The organism is Rosenbergiella sp. YN46 (assembly GCF_036620675.1).
In the GTDB taxonomy this organism is placed as follows: domain Bacteria; phylum Pseudomonadota; class Gammaproteobacteria; order Enterobacterales; family Enterobacteriaceae; genus Jejubacter.
The window spans coordinates 1-754 of sequence record NZ_JAZHEE010000098.1; the positions used below are offsets into that span (position 1 = coordinate 1).

The 754-nt window shown below is 33.4% G+C and carries 1 protein-coding gene; it reads right to left on the reverse strand.

Annotated elements, in window-relative coordinates; all coding sequences use genetic code 11:
* Window positions 1–514 precede the first annotated feature (514 nt).
* Window positions 515–703 carry an Lrp/AsnC ligand binding domain-containing protein gene (locus V3W49_RS22670; RefSeq protein ID WP_500148200.1) on the reverse strand — a complete coding sequence of 63 codons (189 nt, stop codon included), beginning with the start codon at window positions 701–703 and terminating at the stop codon, window positions 515–517.
* Window positions 704–754 lie beyond the last annotated feature (51 nt).

The following is a 754-nucleotide window of genomic DNA, read 5'->3' on the forward strand; positions in this document are numbered from 1 at the left end:
ATACCGTTCAGTTACTGTAAGCAAATCAGCTACTATCTGGGTGCTATTTCTGTAAGTAACCATACGAAAACAGATCCTTGTCCAACATCTTATAAATCCTGGTTTGCTACATACAAGAGAGCAAATAACTGATTCAATCATATTTTTTCTATCAAGTTTGAATCCAATAAGATCCTGACCGTTTTTTGGGATTATTTTAGACCGTTATGAAATGTTAAATTTGATTAAGTGATCTTGATCTTGTTGGGAACTGGAAAATTTTGTCCAAAATGTGAAATTGATAGGATAAAGGCTGAGTTGAAATTGTTGCCAACGAAGTTTTTAACTTGTGAGAAATGTCAAACTGTTTACAGGTTAATTGGTAATCAATTGTATCAAGTGGCTGTATAGAGATTCAAACTATTCTAAGCCAATGAATAAGCAAACCGCACTATTCAAAGCCCGTTGTCAGCTTCCGTATTATCACTACGTGTATCAAATACTAAAGTTTGATTGAAAGAATATGAACTGTCGCTTATTCTTGTTTCTCTGGTACTATTAGCGTAAGCGTTGACCTTACTCTGTTTAATTTTCTAATTTTCCAAGTAATTATGTCCTTTAGGTTTTCTACATTAGCTGATTCAAGCATTACAAGAATATCATAGGCACCAAAAATTCCGTGGACTTCCTTTACATCCTCAAGCTGTTTTATCTCATCAATTATTTCTACGTCAAATCCCTAAACACAACTAATTAAAACATAAGCTATTGCCAT